This is a genomic window from Pseudomonas sp. SIMBA_068 (assembly GCF_046534705.1).
Taxonomy (GTDB): Bacteria; Pseudomonadota; Gammaproteobacteria; order Pseudomonadales; family Pseudomonadaceae; genus Aquipseudomonas; species Aquipseudomonas putida.
In genome coordinates, this window is sequence record NZ_JAWRYI010001458.1 from 1 (window position 1) to 241 (window position 241).

Annotated in this window: 1 protein-coding gene; it reads left to right on the forward strand. The window is 65.6% G+C overall.

Translation table 11 applies throughout. From position 1 onward, the window contains the following. Positions 1-241: SulP family inorganic anion transporter (locus SB756_RS34465; RefSeq protein ID WP_410913803.1), on the forward strand; the 241-nt coding region annotated here is incomplete at both ends.

Consider the following 241-nt stretch of genomic DNA (forward strand, 5'->3'; position numbering starts at 1 on the left):
CCCATGGCCTGGATCCCCCAGGCGGCGCTGGGCGCCGTGCTGCTGATGGCAGGCTGGGGGCTGATCGACATCAAGTCGCTGAAGACCATAAGGCGCCTGAGCCGCTTCGAGTTCTGGCTGTGCCTGCTGACCACGGTTGGCGTACTGGGCCTGGGCGTGCTGCCGGGTATCGTATTTGCCGTGACCCTGGCGATCCTGCGCTTGCTGTACAGCATCTACCAACCCACCGACGCGGTGCTGG